Below are 18,912 nucleotides of genomic sequence, written 5' to 3'. Positions count from 1 at the left end.
TCCGTGGTGAAAAGTCAAATAGAAGCGCTCTATACTCCCGAACGGTAGTGAAATCTGGTTGAAATGTCTAATAGAAGGAAATAAAAGGAATATCAACGACGAAACAGGGAGCAGATTCACAATAAGGGTCAAAGAGAAGCCCTCTCAAGGCCCGAACAGCAAGCAAATTCAACAAAACGGGCATAGAGAAGCCCTCTCAGGGCCCGAACAGCAAGCAAATTCAACAAAACGGTCAAAGAGAAGCCCTCTCAAAGCCCAAACCACATACTAATCCCCGCAAACCGTCCAATAGAACCTCCCGCCAATCTCACTCCCCAAACCAAACCACATCAAACACATTCTCCACAACCTTCCGACCGTCAGATCCATCCACCTTACTCATCCAAATATGCTTTCTGCCATCCGCATCTACCCGGACCCAAGACAACCGCAACCCAGAACCATGTTCCAACACCACAGGCTCACCATCGGAGTAACCCTCAGGCGTTTCCACAATTTTGACTGCCTCTTTTTCCTTCAAATCCACCATATACAACGACGACTTAAATTTATCAGGACTGTCACTGGTTTCTCTCCCACGCGCCACAACAATCCTCTCATCATCTACCCAATCAAAATCCACATCTGCAAACCCTTTTGGTGTATGAACCTTTTTATAATTTGGGATAATGGTGCTTGTCGTCAGGACTTTATTTTTAACTCCGCCACTGGTCATCCGGCCACCTCCCTGAATAGAGGCAAGAAGGGGCTTTGTCGGCGCCCACTTAATCCAATCGGCATCAAGAAGGACTTCCCCAAGCGGTATAAAAAGCTTGTTCTCTTTTACATAGATGCTAAGCATATTGCTGTCAGCAGACCACGATGCTGTCGGCGCCACCACCATTGCCAAACTTTTTCCGTCATGTGACCAGGAGAAGCTTTCCACATCCACTGAGAGGATCGAGATATCTTCATACTTAAGTGGAGATCCAATCGTATGAAGCGGCGTAACTTTTACATCCATCTCATGAGATTCCTTCTCCACACCCCAATGAACTTCGTAGAGTCTTGGGTGGCTCCAACCATCAGGAAACAAAGCCGCACTAGCAGATGCAATTAAGTTAACACCTTCTGCATCCCAAGTGAAATTAGACACACCACCTGTAAGCTGATGAATAATAGGTGTTCCGGAAGCGAGCTCCACCACGCAAAGTATGGAGCCAGTCAGGAATGAAAAAGAATGATCCGCGGGATTCCACTGTGGATCATGTCCAGCAATCTTTAGCTTGCTAGAACTCATCGTTTCGGTATTATATAACCAGATGTCAAATTCTTTTGATTCTGATTGTGTATCCACCTGCTTGGCTTCATAAACAAGCCATTTACCGTCATGTGACCAACTGAATTTTCCTACTTCTATATTCTCATGCAAGGAGACTTCCTTCGTACCATCAAAAAGCCATAAAGATTGGTACCTTGTAAATGCCGCTTTTGGTTGTTCCGTAGCTTCAGCATAGCTAGATAGAGGAGCGAAAACAACGGATGCAGCCAATAAACAAATCAATAAATATTTCATGGTAAAATCCTCCTAAAATATTCCTACCCATTAGTGTTACCAGCTACCATCATTTCATGAATAAAACAAAATCAGAATTTAAGTTGAAATTAGTGAAAAAGATGGTATAGTAAAGTAGTGGAATTATTCCAAGTGATATTTTTTTTGTAGATTTGTGCAAACGGTTACGCAATCATGCAACCGTTATCATAGCAAAGAGCGTCGTTAATAAGGGAGTGTATCAAGATTGAAAAAGATATGGTGGAAAGAAGCAGTTGCCTATCAGGTATATCCTAGAAGTTTCATGGATTCCAATGGGGACGGTATTGGTGATTTACGAGGAGTTATTTCTAAACTAGATTATTTAAAAGATATGGGTATAGATGTTATTTGGATTTGTCCAATGTATAAGTCTCCAAATGTTGATAATGGCTATGATATCAGTGATTATCAGGACATCATGGAAGACTTCGGGAACATGGCGGATTTCGATGAGTTACTGGAAGAAGTGCATAACCGCGACATGAAGCTTATCATTGATTTAGTTATCAACCACACTTCTGATCAGCATGAGTGGTTCATTGAGTCTGCGTCTTCTAAGGATAACCCAAAGCGCGATTGGTATATTTGGGAAGATGGAAAAGACGGCAAGGAGCCGAACAACTGGGAAAGTATTTTCAATGGTCCAGCTTGGAAGTTGGATGAGAAGACTGGCCAGTATTACATGCATATCTTCGCAACAGAGCAGCCTGACTTGAACTGGGAAAATAAAGATGTTCGCTTTGCATTGTACGATATGATTAACTGGTGGTTGGATAAAGGAATTGACGGATTCCGTGTGGATGCAATTTCTCATATTAAAAAAGAGCCTGGATTCCCAGACCTACCAAATCCAAAAGGCCTAGATTATGTTCCATCTTTTGACTACATGATGAATGTGGAAGGAATTCAAAAGCATCTCGAGGAATTGAAAGAGCAAACGTTTGCGCGCTATGACATCATGACTGTCGGGGAAGCAAATGGCGTCAAGCTGAACCAAGCAGATGAGTGGGTTGGCGAAGAGAACGGTAAGTTCAACATGATCTTCCAATTTGAACATCTTGGACTTTGGGAAAAAGGAACAGAAGGCGGCGTAGACCTTCTTCAACTGAAAAAAACATTAACAAAATGGCAAAAAGGATTGGAAGGAAATGGCTGGAATGCATTATTCCTTGAAAACCATGACCAGGCTCGTTCTGTTTCTACATGGGGAAATGACAAAGAGTACCTAGTAGAAAGTGCGAAATCCCTTGGTGCATTGTATTTCTTGATGCAAGGAACTCCATTCATCTACCAAGGTCAAGAACTTGGTATGACGAATGTGAAGTTTGACAGCATTAACGATTACGATGATGTTGGCATGAAAAACCTTTATGACATTGAGAGTGCTAAAGGTGAAGAGCATGCTCAAAAAGTGATGGAAATCATTTGGGCAAAAGGCCGTGACAACTCCCGTACTCCAATGCAATGGAACGATGAACTAAACGGTGGATTCTCTACAGGTACCCCTTGGATGGGCGTAAATGAAAACTACAAAACGATCAATGTGGAAAAGCAATGGAATGACCCGAATTCCGTATTAAGCTTCTACCGTGACATGATCAAAATCCGCAAAGAAGAGGAAGTATTTGTTTATGGCGAATACAATCTGATTCTTGAAGATGACACACAAGTTTACGGTTACACTCGAACACTTGATAACAAGGTAGCTGTAGTATTATGTAACTTGAGTGAAGAAGAAGTCACAGTAGAGCTTGAAGATCTTGAGGTAGTTTCAGCTGACCTTCGTCTTCAAAACTATGAGGTTGCTGCGCATGAAGGTGTGTCTGAATTGACGCTAAAGCCTTATGAAACTCGTGTTTATGTGGTAGCGAAGTAAGATATTGCTTGGGAAAGTCTCACCATTTTGGGTGGGGCTTTTTCTTTTTTTGTGGCGGTAGAGGTAACGAATCTGCTAGGCGGCGATGATGAAGACCTCTGATTTGATAAGATTTAATGAAAGAGGTCCTCATTGACCTTATGAAGACGTCAGTTTGTAGAGAATGGCCGGAGAGGTGTCTTCATCGCAGTTATGAAGACGTCAGTCTGGTGAGAAAGGCTGGAGAGGTGTCTTCATCGCAGTTATGAAAACGTCAGTTTGGTGAGAAAGGCCGGAGAGGTGTCTTCATCGCAGTTATGAAGACGTCAGTTTGGAGAGAAAGGCCGGAGAAAGGTCTTCATCGCAGTTATGAAGACGTCAGTTTGGTGAGAAAGGCCGGAGAGGTGTCTTCATCGCAGTTATGAAGACGTCAGTTTGGAGAGAAAGGCCGGAGAGGTGTCTTCATCGCAGTTATGAAGACGTCAGTTTGGAGAGAAAGGCCGGAGAGGTGTCTTCATCGCAGTTATGAAGACGTCAGTTTGTAGAGAAAGGCCGGAGAAAGGTCTTCATCGCAGTTATGAACTGCCCCCTGTCAAGTAGACACTCGAAATAATAAAACAAGACTAAGCGGTCTTAGCCCTGTATTCTAAAGGGCTAAGACCGTTTAAACGTTTTTGATAGCGGTCATGATTATAAAAATGAATGTACTCATCAATCGCCTCTTCAAGATCGTCGAACGTTTCATATTTCTCCAAATAATACTTCTCGCATTTCAATGTCCCCCAAAAAGACTCTATTGGACCATTATCAATACATCGTCCAACTCGGGACATACTATGAGTCATCTTTGCTGTATCAATTTTTCTTTTGAATTCAAGGTGGGTATATTGAAATCCTCGATCACTATGTAAAAGCGGCTGTTCACCATTCAACATGGCAGTTGCTTGATCCAAGGTTTTAAACACTAGCTGATTGTTATTTTTAAGTCCTAACACATAACTAATAATAGCCCCATCATATAAATCTCGAATGGCACTCAAATAAGCCTTTGTAGCCTTACCGAACTTAAACTCCGTAACGTCCGTCACCCACTTTTCATTTGGCTTTTCCGCTTGGAATTCCCGGTTTAACAAGTTTTGGGCAATATGATTAGGGGTCGCTTTTTTGTAACGGCTCTTTTTTCTTCGAATAATGCTTTGAATGCCTAAAACACGCATTAATCTATAGATACGTTTATGGTTATAAGCTTTTCCTAACTTTCGATTCAAAGTAATGGCCACTCTACGATATCCATAAATCCCCTTCACTTTTTGGAATATAGTAGAAATCTCTTTCATTAACTTTTCACTTTCCCGTTCACGTTTTGAAGGCTCGCGCTTCAACCATTTGTAATAGGCAGACCGGGCAATCTCCGCAATGTCACAGAGCATCACGATAGAAAATCCTTCTTCCTGTTCCAGTTCCTGAATAGCTAAATATTTCTCCTCATGGCGTACCTGACTTATTTTTGCCTCCTTTCGATCTCCTCTAACTTTTTTAGAAATGCGTTCTCAGCTCGCAATCGTTCATTTTCCCTTTCTAGCCTATGCATCTCTCGTTGTATTTTCTGTTCATGAGAAAGTTCCACTTCTTCCTTTTTCCTCCCACGTTTATCTCGGAGGGCTTCTTCGCCACCATTCTCATACTTTTTAACCCATTGATACACTTGTTGGTAAGAGACCTGGAAGGTCTCAGCTGCCTTATGGAAATCCATGCCGTTCTCTAGATAATAGTGCACAATCTCTATTCGTTCATTTAAGGTAGTTTTTCTTTTGTTAGTCATAGTGAATTTCCTTCCTTTTGAAGTATCCTTTAACTCTCTATGGCTATTATAATTCTTAATCCACTTTTGGAGGACAGATTTACTTGATATTTCATACTTCCTAACAAGTTCTTTTTGAGAATACCCACCGTTAAGGTATTCATGGACTACCTTCAGCTTATATTCCTTCGAATACGCTTTTGAGGTAGGGTGTAAACCTTTCTCCCCCAGACTTTCATATCTATCGATCCAATTATATATAGTGGATGGACTAACATTATTTATATGGCCTAAATCTGTAATAGTGTGCGTGCGATTTTCCCAGGCTCTTATGACATTGATTTTGACATCGAAAGAGTTAGCTTTTTTTGACATAATAAATACTCCCCTTAGCAGAAACAGATTTTTAGTTTTTTATCTGTCTACTTAAAAGGGAGCATATCATTATGAAGACCTCAGTTTGTAGAGAAAGGCCGGAGAGGTGTCTTCATCGCAGTTATGAAGACGTCAGTTTGAGGAGAAAGGCAAAAGTGAGGTCCTCATCGACCCTATCAAGGCGAGGTGGATCATACTTTAATACCAACCGTAAATTTTTACTTTTCTTCAAAAAAGTCATTGACACTTCTCCTTTAAGGCGGTAAAGTAATACTTAATTCTTTTAATAAACTAAATATTTCGATCTCTTATCAAGAGTGGCAGAGGGACTGGCCCTATGACGCCCAGCAACCGTTCCGTTTGGAATTGGTGCTAAATCCTGCAAAACAGTGATGTTTTGAAAGATAAGAGAGGGACAAGTCTTTTTGTTTTCAATTAGCGCTCAAACCTCTCTTACTTGGAGAGGTTTTTTATTTTATTAAAGTAATAAAGCAAAAAGGGGAGTAAAAAGAATGAGAAAAAACATTTTTAAAAAAGGAATTGTGGCATTAACAACAGCGACTTTACTATTAACAGGGTGCAGTGGTGGAGGCGATTCTGCAGAGAGCAGTAAGCCGACTGGGCCAATTGAGAATGTACCAGAGAAGTTTGCAGATGGAGAAGGTGCGAAAATTAAGGTAATCCGAAAGATTGGCGGAGATGATCATACGGCGCAATTTTTAGCTGGAGCGAAAGAGGAAGGGGAGTCCCTAGGATTTACAGTGGATGTATTTACTGCAAATGGTGACAGTGCGAAATTCCATGATGCAATCAATCAGACGGTTAACCAAGATTATGACGGAGTGATCATATCACACGGTGATGATGCGGCAACTGTGGAAGGTGTCCAACAGCTTGTCGACAGCGGCAAAGAAGTGGTGACATTCGATTCCAATGGAGATCTTGCAAACATTGAAAGAGTGACGCTAACTTCTCAAGATGATGAGGAGTTGGCAAAATTAGCACTTGATCAACTCGTCAATGATTTCAACAGCGAAGCAAATGTGGTGTATCTGTGGGTGGACGGTTTCTCGCCGATGGTTCGACGTAACAATGTGTATAAAGAAACGTTAGAAAATAATCCTGGCCTGAACGAAGTGGAACGTTTTGGCGTTGCGGCGGCAGATACATCCGTTCAAACCCAGAACGCGGTTGCGGCAATGTTGAACAAGCATCCTAAAGGAAGCATTGATGCTATCTTTGCTACATGGGATGCATTCGCAGTCGGAGCGGCTCGTGCGTTGAAAGAAGCAGGTCGTGAAGAAATCAAGATTTACGGAATAGATGTTTCCAATGCGGACCTTCAGGAAATCAGTACAGAAGGAAGCCCTTGGGAGTATACAGCTGCTGTGGACCCGAAGTTAATCGGTGCGGTAAACCTACGTCTACTTGCTAAAAAGCTTGCAGGGGAAGAAACGCCACAAACTTATGACTTAGAAGCTTCTTTGATCTCTCAAGAAGATCTTCAACAATCAAGCGAAGCGGTAAACATGGGCAACCTTTCAAAGGTCGTGGAAGGCTGGGGAGAATCTGACGCATTCTTAGAAGAGTGGATGAACACATTGAAAGAGCATTACAAAAAATAATAGACGGCACTCTCTTCATCAGGAGGGAGTGTTTGTATGTTTGAAGAGAGGGGGAGCAGAATGACAAACACTATACTTGAAATGAAAGACATATCCATTGAGTTTCCTGGAGTGAAAGCTTTGGACAAGGTGACATTTACCGCCAAACCCGGTAGTGTGCATGCATTAATCGGGGCCAATGGAGCGGGGAAATCGACATTGATGAAAGTGCTGGCTGGAGCGTACGATCATTTTAGCGGAGAAATCTATCTCGGAGGAAATCGACTTTCTATTTCGAAACCAACAGACTCCCAAAAGGCAGGCGTGCAAATCGTTTATCAGGAAGTGGATGCGGCGTTGATTCCAACTCTGACGGTAGCGGAGAACATCATGCTGCAAGAGACGGTGCAAAACTCCGGTAGCAAGCAGTGGATCCATTGGAGAAATGTACATAAGAAAGCAGCCTCACAATTAGAGAAATTAAATAGCAATATCTCAACCAAGCGTCTAGTAAGCTCGCTGACATTAGCAGAGAAGCAGATGGTTCTCCTGGCAAGAGCCATTTCAACAGATTGTAAGTTTTTGATTTTAGATGAACCAACAGCGCCCCTTAGCAACAGGGAGACAGAAAAACTGTTTTCCGTCATCAAGAAATTGAAAGAGGAAGGAGTAGGGATCATCTTCATTTCCCACCGAATTCCTGAAATTGTCGAGATCTGTGATGAAATAACGATTATGAGAAATGGCCAAGTAGTTAAGAGGGACAAAGTGGCAAACCTTACTTCAGAAAGGATAGTCGAGTGGATGCTCGGCCAAAAACTAGAGCAGCAGTTTCCGGAACAAACTCCAACTATAGGTGAGACTTTGCTGGAAGTAGAGGGACTTAGCGACAACACTATAGTGAAAGATGTATACCTTCATGTAAAAGCTGGAGAAGTTGTGGGGATAGCTGGTTTAGTTGGAGCAGGGAAAACGGAGCTGTGCAAGGCACTCTTCGGAGATTCCTCCAAAACCTCGGGAACTATTAAAATCAAAGGAAGTACGGTCAAAGTAAAAAGTCCTCACGTAGCAGTACAAAACGGGCTGGCCTTTATTCCAGAAGAGCGGAGAAAAGAGGGGCTCATCCTTCAAGAATCCGTGCAAACAAATTTAGTTTCCGCTAATCTTCATGCATTCACGAAGGCACTACATTTCCTTGATAAAAAAGCGCAGAAAAATAAATCGCAAGAGCTTATCCAAACATTAGGCATTAAAACACCATCACCTGACACAAGCGTCCACACCCTTTCAGGCGGAAATCAGCAAAAGATTGCCATTGGAAAATGGCTTGTGTCAGAAGCTGATATCTATATTTTTGATGAACCGACAAAAGGGGTCGATGTTGGAGCAAAACGTGACATTTTCGAACTGATTGCCGCCCTAGCAAAACGGGGCAAGGCCATCTTTTACGCATCATCTGAGCTATCAGAAATTGTCGGTCTGACCAACAGGGTGTATGTCTTATACGACGGCAAGGTGACAAAAGAGCTTTCCACCGCAGATACAGACGAGCAAGAGCTTCTATACTTTTCAACAGGGGGACATTGACATGAAAACTGACATACCAGTACAGGAGAACGTAAAACCGGCTTTCCGCTTTGAACTGTTCGACTTCTTATATAAATACGGTACGATCATTACCATTTTTGTATTGATTGCCGTGTTTGCCCTAGCGAATCCAGCATTCATCCAATCCAATAATGTCATCAATATTTTAAGGTCCATATCGATCGTAACGATTATCGCAATCGGTATCACCATTTCCCTGACTGTTAACGGCTTCGATTTATCTGTCGGGTCTGTTGCATCTTTATCCAATGCGATTGTCATCTCCATGTTTGTCTGGTTTTCACAAAATACCGCAATGGCGATTTTTTCAGCAATTGCAGCAGCACTGTTAGTTGGTGCCTTCAACTCTTTTATGATTGTAAAATTAAAAATCCCTGATATGCTGATGACCCTTGCGACCATGTTTATCATCCAGGGAATTGCCCTGACTTATACGAAAGGCTCTACAATTTCGCAAAATATGGTCATGTCTGACGGAACGTTTGCAACGGGAACCATCAGCCCGCTATTTCAGAAATTTGGACAGGTTCCATGGATTATCGTCATCATGCTAACGATTGTAGTGGTAGTACATATTTTCCTCACTTACACCAAGCACGGAAGATTCATGTACATCATCGGTGGAAATGCAGAAGCGGCCAAGCTTTCGGGAATAGCTGTGAACAAATACAAAGTAGCAGCTTATTTATTTTCCGCCTTATTGGCTGCAATTGGAGGGATGGTGCTTGCTTCGAGGATCATGACAGCGGAAATCAATGCCGGCACTCCTTACTTAATGGATTCTGTAGCGGCTGCATTTATTGGATTTGCCGTCCTTGGAGCAGGCAAACCTAACGCATTCGGTACATTTATAGGAGCGGTACTAATCGGAATTCTACAAAACGGTCTTGTCATGATGTCCGTTCCTTATTATGCAATGGATATCGTCAAAGGCCTTGTGCTTGCCTTTGCATTGGGAATTACGTATTATAAGCAAAAATAAACTATTGACATTTGAAATGAAATAGATAAAATAACACTTAATATCTGCATAACGAAGATTTGTTATAAACATTTCGGAGTATAAGAACAAAGGCTATGATAAGAAAGAGTAGCAATCACGTAAACAGACAGAAAGTTACCGGCTGATGAGAGGTGCATGTTGAACGATTGTGAATACGTCTTGGAGCTGTGTACCGAAAAGGTGAAGACTTGAGTAGGCTACACCGGTGAAGCACCCGTAATCATGTGCTAGAGTATCGTCATATGACTGTACTTTCAAAGGTAGGCAATGTGAATTGCTTATGAATTAAAGGTGGTAACACGAGATAAATCGTCCTTTTGGTTAATCCAAAAGGGCGTTTTTTTTATTCCTTTGGTTCTTATAGAGCTTGCAATATTAGAAATAATATTCCAAGGAGATGTTAGTATGTTAGTAAAACCAGAAGAACAATTGACCATCATCATGAAAGGTGCTCAAGAAATAGTAAACAAAGAAGAGCTATTGGCAAAATTGGAGAAGTCCTATGAATCAAAGAAGCCTCTAACTGTTAAATTAGGGCTTGATCCTTCTGCCCCAGATATTCATTTGGGTCACGCAGTTGTCCTAAGGAAAATGAAACAAATGCAAGATCTTGGCCATAGAATCGTCATCATTATTGGGGATTTCACTGGGCGTATCGGGGATCCGACAGGAAAAGCCAAAGGACGGAAAGCTTTAAGTGATGAGCAGGTAAAACTCAATGCACAAACATACTGCGAGCAAATCTTCAAAGTGTTAGATGCAGAAAAAACAACGGTCCGCTTTAACAGTGAATGGTTATTTAAATTAACCTTTGAGGAAGTAATCAAACTAGCAGCGACCACATCTGTGGCAAGAATACTAGAGCGTGACGATTTTCAAAAAAGATACAACAGCCAAGTGCCGATCGGCATTCACGAATTTTTCTACCCATTAATGCAAGCATACGATTCCGTAGAAATCAAAGCGGATATTGAACTAGGTGGCACAGACCAAACATTTAATATTCTCATGGGACGCACTCTCCAAAAACAGTGGGGATTAGAAAAGCAAGTTGCCATTTTCATGCCATTGCTTGAGGGGCTTGACGGAGTAGAAAAAATGAGTAAAAGCCTAGGTAATTACATCGGTGTCAATGAACCAGCCGAAGTCATGTTTAAAAAGGTGATGGAGGTTCCAGACGAGCTCATTATCAAATACTTTGAACTGGCGACGGATGAGCATCCGGACGACATACACAATATAGTCCAACAGTTAGAACAAGGAATAAACCCTAGAGATATTAAATTAGAATTGGCTAGAATCATTACGAATCTATACTGCGGAGAAGAAGAAACGAAAAGAGCAATCACATTCTACGAAACAGCCTTTAGCAAAAAAGAAATCCCAGATGACATCCCAGAATTATTGATCGAAATCGGGGCAGAAACCGTATTAGCCATCATTCCACAACTAGTCAAGCAAGGCTTTGTTAAAAGCAAAAGCGAATTCATGCGCTTAATCAAACAAAACGGTGTCCAGCTCAACAAAGAAAAATTAAGCATCGATGAACTGGATCGAGTATTAATGAACGATGAAGTACTGCAAATTGGTAAAAAGCGTTTTATACGGTTCATAAAATAAAAATCACATAGATAGGGGAGCGTTAACCTGGAATTAGGGGTTATCGCTTCCACTTTTATTGACGTAACCTTCTCAACTGCCACTCTACGGAAGAGTTGTTTCACTAATAATTTCATCCGTGTCCTTGTCTTGCAAGCGGACATTTACGTGATAATTGTCTAGTGAGGCTCCATTGTACAATTGGTACATTGCAGCATTCATACCAATTAACAAAGATACAATTCTATCTAAACCAAGTCCCCCCTCACTCTTGGATCTATCTATGATAAAGGTAAATTGGTTAAGGGATTTATTATGGGTCACATCATATATAGGTTCATAGTATTCATCATCAGCTATGATATCTTGGATTGTATGTAGAATAGTATTCTTATATTCAGACTTTTTCTCGTAATGTTTTAATCTGTTCATTCTATATGTCAATGATCCATCTTCATTTTTGGTAACCAGGATTCCTTCCTTTTCTGAGCTGGAAATTAGCTCATCCTCATTAATATCACTAACAAATAACGACGAAGGAATGGTTAACTCGACATAAAATAAATCATTTCTTTCAAGTGTAAAATAAAAAGTTAGTACAATTAATGAAGTGAGCAATACAATCCACCATTTCTTAATGTCATTCACCTCCCTATAATTTCTTTCTAAAGTGTAACGCTTCTACCGTTTACTTACAACGATATACCTGGATTTCACTAAGAATACTAATATGATTATTTATTGTTTTTAGCTGTATAAAATCAAAATAATATTGTAGGGGTTTTAGGATTATGAAATAATTGGCATTAGGCTATCGGACTTCATTTATTGAACTAGAAGATTATCTGATTTTTTTCTGTAAAAAGGAGACTGGGTTATGGAGAGAAGAATAGAGAAATTTTTTTCAAATGGGTTAACGCTAGAATATTCTATAATTGGTGAAGGTGAACCTATATTTGTCATGCATGGAGGACACTCAAATTGTAGGGAAGAGTTTGGATATAAAGCGTTATTAGAAAATGGCTTTTCAATAATTACCCCATCAAGAGCAGGATATGGAGATACCTCCAAAGAAATAGGAAAAAGTCTATCTGCTGCGTGCGACTATTATATGAAGTTACTAAATCATTTGAATATAAAAAAAGTCCACCTTTTGGCAATTTCCGCAGGTGGTCCTAGTGGTATATATTTTGCTTCTAAATATCCCGAATTGGTTTGCTCGCTTATTTTACAATCAGCTGTTACAAAAGAATGGCTTACTACTAAGGATAAAGAATTAAAAGCTGCAAAGGTATTATTCCGTCCCAAAACAGAAAAGTACACTTGGAAGTTAATCTCAATAATGAATAATCTATTTCCGCGATTTATCTTCAATCAAATGTTTCCTACCTTTAGTAAATTATCTCAAGATCAAGCAAAGGAGATGTTAGGTAAGGAGGATGTTGAAGAAATAAGAAAAATGAATAATCGCCAGCGATCAGGAGATGGGTTTTTTATCGACTTAGCACAGATAAATGAATTAACAATTGAAAATTTACAGGACATAAGTTGTCCAACTCTAATTATGCACAGTAAACATGATGGTTCTGTACCATTAGAACACCCTTATCTTGCTCATAAAAAAGTACCTACATCTGAATTATGCCTCCTTGACACATGGGGACATCTTATTTGGCTAGGTAAATCATCAAAAGAGACAGATGAAATACTTATTAGGTTCCTTAAAGCTCATACTGTCTTGTAGCAAATGAACCTTCTTAAGTCACAATATTGAATTCTTTGTTATAAAATGAATATTAAAATTTATACAAAAGTGTTGGTCCAGTTCCTCTATAAACTGGATTTTTTATATACACGGTGTAAGTAGGAGTGCAATTGCACTGTGTAAATTCTAGTTTTACGATAGGTAATGGAATCGATTATTATTTGGCAACTGCTTTTCTCTTTTCTTATACATTCCCCGCCAGATTTATGGAAATAATAAAAAAAAATGTGTAAGGGGTTGAAAATTTATGGTTGAACACTCACCCAAAATAACTTCTGCTGAAATTTCCATGTTATGGAGCACCTATATTGGTGACACCATGTCTATTTGCGTATTAAAACATTTCTTACAAACTTGTGAAGAACAAGATGTTATACCTATTATTGAACTAGCTCTTAGTTATTCTTTAGAACATGTAGCTCAAATATCGGATTTATTTACAAAAGAAGGTATTCCACTTCCTAATGGGTTTGGTGATCAGGATGTGAACTTGCAAGCAAAGAAACTCTTTTCAGATGTAACATATATGCGTTACCTGCATCATATGGGTAGAACAGGATTGAACTCATACAGTTTGGCTAAGTCAGTATCAGCCCGTAGTGATGTCCGTAAATTATTTAAACAGTTTTTAAACCAAACAGAAACGTTGTATGACAGTAATGTGGAACTAATGCAGGAAAAAGGTATTTTTATACGAGCTCCATATATATCGTATCCTGATAAAGTAGAATATGTAACGGAGAAAAAATTCCTTGGTGGTCTAGTAGGTCATCGCCGACCACTCCTCGGAATAGAAATGGCCCATTTAGGTGTTAATATCGAAGTGGCAAATGTCGCGAAAACCATGCTTTTAGGGTTTAGCCAAGTTGCTCAGTCCAAAAAAATAAGTGATTATTTTAAAGAAGGTTATGACTTGGGAAAGAAAATGGTTGAAAATTTTATGATAAAGCTAAAAGAAGACGACAATTCTTATCCCTCTACATGGGATTCTACTATTACAAATAGCACTGACCCACCATTTTCTGATAAATTAATGTTATTTCATACAAATATGCAAAGTGCCATCGGTATTGGAGATTTTGGACTTGCCATTGCAGCATCATTAAGAAAGGATTTAATAGCTAACTATGAAAGTTATCTTATTAGAGTAGGGGCTTATGCTGAAGAAGGTGCAAAACTCTTAATTAATTATGGATGGTTTGAAAAACCTCCTCAATCCATTAATAGAGAATCACTTAGAAATCAAAATAATTAATGTTCCTTCGCCATTATATAATACATTAGCCATAGTTGGAGAAGAAGCGATTTCATGTGCTCGTTGTGCATCCACTGTTATGCATCTCCCTTTTAATGGTAATAGCATTAATGTTACTCCAACAAACTTAGAGATCCTTGCATTGTTTCTCTAATATAGTGATTGACATCCTTTAATTTTATAGGTAAAGTATTATTTAAATTAATAACCGACAGATCAGGATTCTTTCTGAGTACTTAGAATGCTTTAGCGCACTGTTAATATTTGATTGGCAGGGTGAAAAAGTCTTTTCTGGCACAATTTTTGGACGAGATTACGATAAATCGGTATATTTCTTAACAGTAGAATGATGTTAAGAGATATGCCGATTTTTTTATTGGTTATGTAAGAGGAGGAATAACTGTGAAATCAAAAGGTTTGATTGAATCTGAAATTAGTAAAGCGATGACACAATGGGAAAAAGACTATTTGGGTCGTGGTTCTGTGTCAGTAAAAACAGATATATTGCGTGACATGATCATTGTGAACCTAAAAGGGATTTTATCACCTGCAGAGTTGGCTATATGTGGTACGAAAGAAGGAATGATATCAATTAAAAGAACTCGTTCCGATTTAGTCGAGTCTGGGATTGAAGGGCTCAAAGAAATCATTAAAAATATTACTGGGGAAGATACGAAAAGCTTTTATACAGATATTAGTACTGTGACAGGAGAGAGGGTCATGGTCTTTAAACTCTATAATAACTTCGAGGAGATAGTTGGAAAAAAATAAAGATAAGCAGGGAGACTTTCCAAAGGTTTATATAACAATTGGAAGTAAACCGACAATGATGGAAAAATGGCTTAAACGGCTATTTTTTCTGGATTTGTCGGTTTTTTTTATTGAATAATACGTAGGAGGGAAGACTGCAATGTCAGAAATTATTATACAAAACTTATTATCACCTGTAGTCCTGTTCTTTGTTTTAGGACTTCTAGCAGCAATGTTTAAATCCGATTTAAAGTTTCCGAATGGGCTAAGTGAAGGTTTGAGCATCTATCTTCTAATTGCCATAGGGCTTAAAGGCGGAATCGAACTTTCTCAATACTCTCTTCATTCTGTTATTAGACCCATTATAGCCACTCTGCTAATAGGGGCGATAATCCCCTTTATCATCCTTTTTATTATGCGTTTGATGAAGATGGATTTTAAAAACTCCATTGGTCTTGCAGCTACCTATGGATCTATAAGTATTGTTACGTATGGGGCTGCCATTTCTTTTCTCGATAGCAATGGTACAGATTATGAAGGATTTATGAATGCAATGGTTGTGTTGATGGAAAGCCCAGCAATTTTGGTTTCTATCTTTTTAATGAAAATAATAGAAAAAAACAAAACTACATTAAATGTGCCGACTCATAGCATAGGGTTTGTACCAGCATCCATCAAATTATTTGATAAAAAAGTAATCAGAGAAAGCCTTTTTGGTAAAAGTATCTTGCTTTTACTTGGTAGCTTATTGATCGGCTTGGCTCTTGGTGAAGAGATTATTCCAATGGTGAAACCCCTGTTCATGGATTTATATTATAGTGTTCTCATTCTATTCTTATTAAATATGGGACTAATAGCCGGACAACGATTACCAGAAGTTAGGCAGCACGGAGTAAAGCTTTTAATATTTGGTTTAAGTACCCCTTTGTTTTTGGGAACATTAGGAGTTTATATTGGAAGCTTTACAGGTTTATCACTAGGTGGAGCTACATTGATGGGAGTCTTAGCAGGCAGCGCTTCTTATATTGCTGCACCAGCCGCATTAAAAACATCTGTACCAGAAGCGAATCCTTCTATTTATTTGGGATTATCGCTAGGTGTAACATTCCCATTAAATTTAATTATTGGAATCCCATTATATTATGAAATAGCAAAATTGCTTAATTAGGAGGTATAAACATGGGGAATATCAAAAAAGCATTAGTAATAACAGGTTTAGATAGAAAAATAGAAAGGTTTTTTACAGACATTACAAAAAGAAAATCAGAGGACTTAGTTATTATCAATAGCTATGGAGCAGAAATATTACAAGGCTATAGTTCTCTTATGAGGAATATAATATTGGCTGTTTATCTGGAAAAAATAGAAGAAATTTATATTGTTGTGGACAAATACGACAAAGGGTTCTCTATTAATCCAGAACATCTATATGCCCAAATGGAAGAAGAGGGGATAAATGTAGAGGTAATTCAAACTCTCAATTATATAAAAGCCGTCGGAGGAAATGATGTGATGAAATGGCTAAGTGGGTCAAGCAATATAGAGAGTATCATTCAAAATAATATAGAGTTCATAATAAAGCACCCCTTAATTCCAAACTCAGTAAAAGTGCATGGATATATTGTTAATAATGATATCTACGATTATCAAACTTCTGTCAGTGAGAAGTGAACCAATACAACAATAAATATCTCTCAATTTTAAAAAAAACACCCTAACCATTTGATCCTACTTTCGTATTATCAGCATTTCTAACTACTGCAATAAATGCTCGGGAAATGAGGAAAGTAACATTTACAGTTATAAAACTGTGATAAATATTCCACCCCCTTTTAAATTTAATGAGATTGGTACGCTTCTCAAAAAAGTATTCAAGTAAAGTCATTGGTACACTGAAATAAAATATCTTAATGACAATCCAGAAAAAACTGGATGTCTTAGTAACCTGGTTATAGTAAACACACACAACCGGAAACAGTAAATAATCAAAAATAAAACTAATATCAAACGATTTAAATAACTTTACAGGGTACACTATTTTATTTTTTGTGACAATAATTTTGTCAAGTATAGATGAGATAAACCCTTTAAACAAGAATATTAATAACCAATCTTTAGTAGGAGGCTTCTTGATTAAATTTATAAACATAATTAGTCCAAGCACCAATAAAAATCTAAGAGTAAACTTTTCAAAGCGCTGTGTCATTTTTTATGCCCCACTTATTAATAAGATTAGAAACGCCTTAGTTCCCATGAAAAACCGACACATTATCAAATTCCTTAAAGTATCGATTAATATATGTTTTTCTTAATAAACCTTAATATGTGTCATTTACAGTAGTTAATACCTTGAGATACTTAATCCCATTTACATTATTCATAACAAGTATCAGTCTAATTAACTATAGTTATCAATATGGTTTGGAAACATCTCAGGGTTCTAACGGAGTAACCCTTTTAAATCTTACACGATATAACGCGAAAAATTTAGAGGTAGCCGCTGACGGAAATTTCACTGCGAATCTGAAATTGAATGAAGGTACAGATACTACAAGATTTACACTAAGAACATTAGACTTAGCGATGAACAGGATGCAAGAACACCCTCACTCTACGTACCATTTAATTAAAGCAGGCGTTCCTTACGTAAAGCTTGCTTCTGAAAATATTGATGTAAAATATGGAGAAGGTGTATCTGTTAAGTTATCTTCACAACATATAGAAAAAATGCAAAAAGCGAATGTTGAATTACGTTTCCCACAAAATATTTTTACGCTTGAAGATGTGAAGGTTAGCAGTGAATTACAACAATTATTAGATAATCAAGGACTAGAAGGGAAGATTAGTACAAGTATTTCTACCATTGGAAACAATGTAGTCCTGGGAATTCAATTAGAATTGAGCGGTCAAATAGAAGGTAGTCACGAAATGCCGTTACTCGACCTTTCGTATAGTGTGAAGGAAAATCACACTACTTATGCCAAGTGGATCCATAATATCAATATAACTAAAGCAACCGTCCAGAATGAAGACGGGTCTCACGATGTGCAAAGGTTTGGGCAAGGATTTAACATTCTCCCAACACAGTATCGCAATTAGAAGGTGGAATTCTACCGGAAGCATTAACGAACGGAGTATGGTTAGATTATACAAAAGACATTCTTAGCGCCGGAATTACAGCTACTCTGACCTCCAAAGATGGAACCGTGTATGAAGGTACTATAAATAGTGCGGCAAGATATATCTTTAAAGGACTTCCAACGACAGATGAACCATATACACTTTCGATTAAACTACCAGGTCACTTTGAGCGAGTAGTAGAAGTCAGCCACCTTAGAGATGAGTTCAACGGAATAGACGTAGGTAAAATGACTTACATTTTTTATGCCATGACACATGCTGGAGATGTAAATCAAGATGGAGTCATTGACGTCCTCGATGCTATAGAAATGAAAAACCATTATGGTACAAGTGAACGTGCAGCCGACCTTGACCACGACGGTACGGTTGGGTAAAACGACATGAGGTTTATCGTAAGAAACTTTTTAGAGCAAAATACTATGCTGAAAAATGCTCCTGAACCAAAAGAAGATGTAGATGGTGTAAATCTATTAACCATCTTAGAAGAATTAGGACTGTCTCACTTGCTAGAAGAAGAAGGGCATGGACACAGTCATTGACCTTTAACTCTTCTTAATTAAAAAAATCATATCCAGCTAGT

At 38.7% G+C, this 18,912-nt stretch carries 18 protein-coding genes, 1 riboswitch and 1 other annotated feature; of the genes, 13 read left to right on the top strand and 5 right to left on the bottom strand.

What is annotated here, in order from left to right; genetic code table 11:
- Positions 1-307: 307 nt before the first annotated feature.
- Complete coding sequence (locus B4U37_RS14560; protein ID WP_088018814.1) at positions 308-1,555, bottom strand: PD40 domain-containing protein; 1,248 nt, start codon at positions 1,553-1,555, stop codon at positions 308-310.
- Between the two features lie 226 nt (positions 1,556-1,781).
- Between B4U37_RS14560 and B4U37_RS14555 the strand changes: the two genes are divergently transcribed.
- Positions 1,782-3,452: a glycoside hydrolase family 13 protein gene (locus tag B4U37_RS14555; protein WP_088018813.1), complete on the top strand. Its 1,671-nt coding sequence runs from the start codon at positions 1,782-1,784 to the stop codon at positions 3,450-3,452.
- 602 nt (positions 3,453-4,054) lie between these two features.
- On the opposite strand, the gene B4U37_RS14550 is transcribed toward B4U37_RS14555, so the two are convergent.
- A protein-coding gene (locus tag B4U37_RS14550) for an IS3 family transposase (RefSeq protein ID WP_088016950.1) occupies positions 4,055-5,607 on the bottom strand; the annotation gives its coding sequence in 2 pieces (ribosomal slippage) (positions 4,055-4,971 and positions 4,971-5,607; 1,554 coding nt in all).
- Positions 5,608-5,912: 305 nt separating this feature from the next.
- Positions 5,913-6,018, top strand: a riboswitch (SAM riboswitch).
- Between the two features lie 101 nt (positions 6,019-6,119).
- On the opposite strand from B4U37_RS14550, the gene B4U37_RS14545 reads away from it, so the two are divergent.
- The 4 genes from B4U37_RS14545 (at position 6,120) to tyrS (ending at position 11,442) form a co-directional block, all read left to right on the top strand.
- Positions 6,120-7,232, top strand: coding sequence for a sugar ABC transporter substrate-binding protein (locus B4U37_RS14545; protein ID WP_088018812.1), 1,113 nt, complete (start codon positions 6,120-6,122; stop codon positions 7,230-7,232).
- Positions 7,233-7,292: 60 nt separating this feature from the next.
- Positions 7,293-8,798, top strand: coding sequence for a sugar ABC transporter ATP-binding protein (locus B4U37_RS14540; RefSeq protein ID WP_088020308.1), 1,506 nt, complete (start codon positions 7,293-7,295; stop codon positions 8,796-8,798).
- 1 nt (position 8,799) lies between these two features.
- Positions 8,800-9,801: an ABC transporter permease gene (locus B4U37_RS14535; protein ID WP_088018811.1), complete on the top strand. Its 1,002-nt coding sequence runs from the start codon at positions 8,800-8,802 to the stop codon at positions 9,799-9,801.
- Between the two features lie 86 nt (positions 9,802-9,887).
- Positions 9,888-10,142: a binding site (T-box leader), on the top strand.
- 85 nt (positions 10,143-10,227) lie between these two features.
- Positions 10,228-11,442 (top strand): tyrosine--tRNA ligase, encoded by a 1,215-nt coding sequence (tyrS, locus tag B4U37_RS14530; protein WP_088018810.1) that lies wholly within the window; start codon positions 10,228-10,230, stop codon positions 11,440-11,442.
- 84 nt (positions 11,443-11,526) lie between these two features.
- On the opposite strand, the gene B4U37_RS14525 is transcribed toward tyrS, so the two are convergent.
- On the bottom strand, positions 11,527-12,069 hold the full coding sequence (locus B4U37_RS14525) for a hypothetical protein (protein ID WP_157663797.1): 543 nt from the start codon (positions 12,067-12,069) through the stop codon (positions 11,527-11,529).
- 229 nt (positions 12,070-12,298) lie between these two features.
- Here B4U37_RS14525 and B4U37_RS14520 point away from each other — a divergent pair, with 229 nt between their 5' ends.
- Positions 12,299-13,165, top strand: a complete 867-nt coding sequence (locus B4U37_RS14520; RefSeq protein ID WP_088018808.1) for an alpha/beta fold hydrolase — start codon at positions 12,299-12,301, stop codon at positions 13,163-13,165.
- A gap of 268 nt (positions 13,166-13,433) precedes the next feature.
- The gene (locus B4U37_RS14515) at positions 13,434-14,441 is read left to right on the top strand and encodes a DUF3231 family protein (RefSeq protein WP_088018807.1); all 1,008 of its coding nucleotides are present in this window, start codon (positions 13,434-13,436) and stop codon (positions 14,439-14,441) included.
- Here B4U37_RS14515 and B4U37_RS22705 read toward each other — a convergent pair.
- Positions 14,418-14,549, bottom strand: coding sequence for a small, acid-soluble spore protein, H family (locus tag B4U37_RS22705; RefSeq protein ID WP_157663796.1), 132 nt, complete (start codon positions 14,547-14,549; stop codon positions 14,418-14,420). The genes B4U37_RS14515 and B4U37_RS22705 overlap by 24 nt on opposite strands.
- Positions 14,550-14,885: 336 nt before the next feature.
- On the opposite strand from B4U37_RS22705, the gene B4U37_RS14510 reads away from it, so the two are divergent.
- The 3 genes from B4U37_RS14510 to B4U37_RS14500 all read left to right on the top strand — a co-directional run bounded on the left by B4U37_RS14510 (position 14,886) and on the right by B4U37_RS14500 (position 16,862).
- On the top strand, positions 14,886-15,212 hold the full coding sequence (locus B4U37_RS14510) for a Na-translocating system protein MpsC family protein (RefSeq protein WP_245840096.1): 327 nt from the start codon (positions 14,886-14,888) through the stop codon (positions 15,210-15,212).
- A 139-nt stretch (positions 15,213-15,351) separates the two neighbouring features.
- Positions 15,352-16,359: a sodium-dependent bicarbonate transport family permease gene (locus tag B4U37_RS14505; protein ID WP_088018805.1), complete on the top strand. Its 1,008-nt coding sequence runs from the start codon at positions 15,352-15,354 to the stop codon at positions 16,357-16,359.
- Between the two features lie 11 nt (positions 16,360-16,370).
- On the top strand, positions 16,371-16,862 hold the full coding sequence (locus B4U37_RS14500; protein WP_088018804.1) for a carbonic anhydrase: 492 nt from the start codon (positions 16,371-16,373) through the stop codon (positions 16,860-16,862).
- A gap of 43 nt (positions 16,863-16,905) precedes the next feature.
- Here B4U37_RS14500 and B4U37_RS22700 read toward each other — a convergent pair whose 3' ends face one another.
- On the bottom strand, positions 16,906-17,340 hold the full coding sequence (locus B4U37_RS22700) for a CBO0543 family protein (RefSeq protein WP_425444114.1): 435 nt from the start codon (positions 17,338-17,340) through the stop codon (positions 16,906-16,908).
- 272 nt (positions 17,341-17,612) lie between these two features.
- Here B4U37_RS22700 and B4U37_RS14490 point away from each other — a divergent pair, with 272 nt between their 5' ends.
- The 3 genes from B4U37_RS14490 to B4U37_RS22030 all read left to right on the top strand — a co-directional run bounded on the left by B4U37_RS14490 (position 17,613) and on the right by B4U37_RS22030 (position 18,871).
- A complete protein-coding gene (locus B4U37_RS14490; protein ID WP_198317031.1) occupies positions 17,613-18,290 on the top strand; it encodes a hypothetical protein in 678 nt (225 codons plus the stop codon).
- A gap of 107 nt (positions 18,291-18,397) precedes the next feature.
- The gene (locus B4U37_RS14485) at positions 18,398-18,706 is read left to right on the top strand and encodes a dockerin type I domain-containing protein (RefSeq protein ID WP_088018801.1); all 309 of its coding nucleotides are present in this window, start codon (positions 18,398-18,400) and stop codon (positions 18,704-18,706) included.
- 6 nt (positions 18,707-18,712) lie between these two features.
- Entirely contained in the window at positions 18,713-18,871 is a 159-nt protein-coding gene (locus B4U37_RS22030; RefSeq protein WP_157663794.1) for a hypothetical protein, read from the top strand.
- Positions 18,872-18,912 lie beyond the last annotated feature (41 nt).

This window comes from Sutcliffiella horikoshii, assembly GCF_002157855.1.
In the GTDB taxonomy this organism is placed as follows: domain Bacteria; phylum Bacillota; class Bacilli; order Bacillales; family Bacillaceae_I; genus Sutcliffiella_A; species Sutcliffiella_A horikoshii_C.
This window is presented reverse-complemented; position numbering and strand designations above follow the sequence as displayed.